Consider the following 3,623-nt stretch of genomic DNA (forward strand, 5'->3'; position numbering starts at 1 on the left):
TTTATATTGCTTTTATTATAAAATCAACTATAAAAATTCATTAAAATATAAAATGAATTACAAATATTATTAAACTATAAAAATGTATAAGATCTTTAATAAATTCTATTTCTCATTTTAAATATAAATCATATTCTGATATGATATATACATATCTAAAATACTAGCAAACAATAGTTATGGAGGTGTCCTTACATGACACAAGATTTATTGTTCATTACAAAACCTACTGTAACGACAAAAGAGGCAGCCGGCTTATTAGGAGTAACGGTACAAACAATTTTACAAAAAGAAAAAGATGGATTAATAGAATGTGTATATAAAGATAACTGGAAGCAATTCGGTAGTAAGATTTACTATTTAGAGGATATTGAACGTTTAAAAAATATTGAAGAGGTTGAAGGCTATAGCACAAAAGAAGCAGCTGAAATTCTCAATGTAGCACCATCCACAGTTTTTACATATATCAAATCTGGTAAATTACCTGCCTCAAAGATTGAAAAACGTGGAAAAGAAGTATATATCATTGATAAAGATGACCTTGAAACTTTTCAACTTACTTATGAAAAAACTACATCAAAAGAGCGAAAAGCATTCATTACTAAGATTCAAGAAGAAGATATATATTTATATCAATTATTAACACATCAACATACCGGTAAAACAGCTAGGGTAATAGAGATTAATGGCGCAGACGGCAAGATTCTTACAGAAGACGAAGAAATTTTCCCTCTATCCACTTATAAGGAACATGATTATTCCTTTGAGCCTTTTCATAAACAAGCGGTAATTACGAAACGAGGGTATTTATCTTTTTCATTTAAAAAACCTCAGCTATTTAATTCCATCACTTATAATCTATTAAATTTATTTTATAAAGAGCTAGGTGTCACAAATATGCGATTGAGTATTTCATCTGATACTATCAAATTAGAAATTAAACCTTTCGTATTACAAGTTGATCCATTGCAGTTTCAAGAGGAGATTAAATACTTACATTCTCATATGAAATCCGGCACGATCCTTCCACATGTAGAAGGTATTTACTTTAAAAGTAATGTAGATTCATTAACTTTTCATGCAGAACATGAATTTAAGCAAAAAATAGTGCAAATGGCAGCAAATGCAGGTATGGGACAGGAAGAATTCTTATTGCAAGCTGTAAAATCTTATATAAGAGATTTAGAACAACGATAAATATTTATTAAGAAGAAAAAGCGTAGGAATTTAATCTTTCTACGCTTTTTAAATTATTCAATTTAAATATTTATTTCCATGATATCACCACATGCACAAACAACTTAATAGAAATTTATATTATTCCTTCAAATAAATACAATCTGTGCAGCAAAATCATTTATACTAAATGAGCGTATATAGTCTAACATACTTAAAGGAGAATAGAACATGATAAAACATATACTCAGTTTCATTCTAGGAACAATTGTTATGTTATTTGGTTCCTTTTGCGTTATTCCCTACACTCTCGAAGCAATTGACAGTAATGTAAGATATATTACTCGTAACAAAAAATATTTTAGTAAGCTATATGACTATGACATTAACCTTTGGATGATTGCAATGGTTATATTTTGCATTTTTTCTGCGATTTCTGTTTTTATATTAAAGTTACCTAATTATAAGAAGAACAGAAGTACTCATATAAAAAAATATAGTCATACAAATCAGCGTAAAAAAGCAAAGAGAAGGCGTCGTAAATAATTGTTTTTTATAGGGGTACTCACATCCATCAACTTAAGAATTTAGAATTACCCAAAACGACAAAGAGTCCCAAATTAATTGGGCTCTTTTTACCTTTCTAAAATGTGAAATTTTGTATAAAAGTTTACATTCACTTCTTTAATCATTTATAGCTAATTTTGTAATAAATTTTTCAATATAGGTATAACTGTTATTTATGGTTTTGATATAAAAAATTAACAAAAAACAATATAATATAAATAAGATAGTAATCCCTTTTGTATTCTCCTTGTACTAAAGATAAGATTGTGTTCCCGATTTTATCTTTTTTCTTTGGAGATTTTTGATACAAAAAAGGAATCCTTATAATAAGGATTCTGCAACAGAAAATAACAAAATATAAATAATAAAAAGAATTACTTATATTATAGCTCATATAGCAATAATATAATATTGAGAAATATTTACATAAATTCAGTATGTATTACGTAGTGTAAGTAAAGCTAATTTCAAAATTTGATATACTAAAAGAAAAAATTAGGATGATAAGGCTATGCCAACAAAAGAATTTCAAGACACAATACAGCATTTTTCTTCTTTCTTATTAGATAAAGGAAGAAAACCTTCCACAATTAAACGATATGTTTATGATATTGAAGATTTTGGTCAGTGGTTGCAAAAATCAAAAAAGCTTCCCTTACGCAATATATGGACGACACTTAGTACCGAGGGTTATGAAGAGTATTTTAATGATTTAAAGAAGCAACGAAATTACTCTGATAAAACGATACATCGTGTTTATATTGTCCTAAGTAGACTTTATCAATATTTAGGCCAACCTAATCCATTAGAAGATATGAATCTCATGATTCAGCCTAATCGGGCGTTACGTGATGAAGACTTTATTTCTAAAGAGGAAGAAAAACGGCTAAAGTACATATTAACTTCATTAGAAGGATTAACAGAAAAACAACGCTCCGCTCGTCCAGTACTTATGGATCGTAACATTGTTATTGTGCATTTACTCATTAATAATGGTTTGTCCTTAAAAGAACTTGTAGGTTTACAGATGAAGCACGTTCATTTTGAAAAAAATACAATCTCAGTACCAGGAATAGTGGGTATAGAGAAGACGGTTCTTTTATCTGAAGATGATAAAAAGCGATTATGTAACTATTATATAACTATTCCTGAACCTGTTCGTCCAAAATATCATAGCAATGATCCACTATTCGTAGCATACGATTTTACTCGAAAAACTTATCATTGGTCATATGACAACGATGCTCCAAAAGCCTTAACAGAAATTGCTGTTCAAAAAATGATTCGACTTGAAGTTGAAAGAGCGAATTTACGAAAAGGAATTTCAGCACAACATCTACGGAATACCTTCATTTTACGGCTAATCGAAAATGAAGTTTTAGAGGGGCAAATTATAAAACAGGTAGGTTTTAAATCTAAACTTTCATTAAAAAGATATTATGATTACATCGATTAGACCTATTCATCTTAAAAGCCGATTATCCCTTAGCGTACAGGAAATCGGCTTTTTCTATGTGAGGAATCGTCTAACGTACGAAGTTCACATTTTATTGGTGCTAATTCTAATAGGGGTCACCTTATCATACCCATCAACCCAATATTTTGGAGTACCTCCAAAAAAATTCACCTCAGATACAACAAAAGAGCCTTACCTCTGTAGGCAAGACTCCACTAGTGTAGTTATCTAGTATTTACATAGCAAATAAGAAACATAAAACATATAATACCAAGTAGCAGAACCCTAATATTCCGCCTACAGCTAGTACCTGTTTAACCCAACTCTTGTATTTCAGATTACTGTCGATAATCGCTTGCACTCTTTCCATATCCGTTTCCTCCTATTAAGGAGAACCCTTAAAGACTCTCACCTCGCTATGATA

Annotated in this window: 3 protein-coding genes; all 3 read left to right on the forward strand. The window is 29.8% G+C overall.

Annotation, left to right across the window (positions count from 1 at the left end):
* The first annotated feature begins 195 nt into the window (after positions 1-195).
* The 3 genes from JDS80_RS30390 (at position 196) to JDS80_RS30400 (ending at position 3,199) form a co-directional block, all read left to right on the forward strand.
* On the forward strand, positions 196-1,197 hold the full coding sequence (locus JDS80_RS30390) for a helix-turn-helix domain-containing protein (RefSeq protein ID WP_071748184.1): 1,002 nt from the start codon (positions 196-198) through the stop codon (positions 1,195-1,197).
* Between the two features lie 210 nt (positions 1,198-1,407).
* Positions 1,408-1,722, forward strand: a complete 315-nt coding sequence (locus JDS80_RS30395; RefSeq protein ID WP_071748183.1) for a hypothetical protein — start codon at positions 1,408-1,410, stop codon at positions 1,720-1,722.
* A gap of 532 nt (positions 1,723-2,254) precedes the next feature.
* Positions 2,255-3,199 carry a tyrosine-type recombinase/integrase gene (locus JDS80_RS30400; RefSeq protein ID WP_071747738.1) on the forward strand — a complete coding sequence of 315 codons (945 nt, stop codon included), beginning with the start codon at positions 2,255-2,257 and terminating at the stop codon, positions 3,197-3,199.
* Positions 3,200-3,623 lie beyond the last annotated feature (424 nt).

It is taken from the genome of Bacillus cereus group sp. N8 (assembly GCF_016483685.1).
In the GTDB taxonomy this organism is placed as follows: Bacteria; Bacillota; Bacilli; order Bacillales; family Bacillaceae_G; genus Bacillus_A; species Bacillus_A proteolyticus.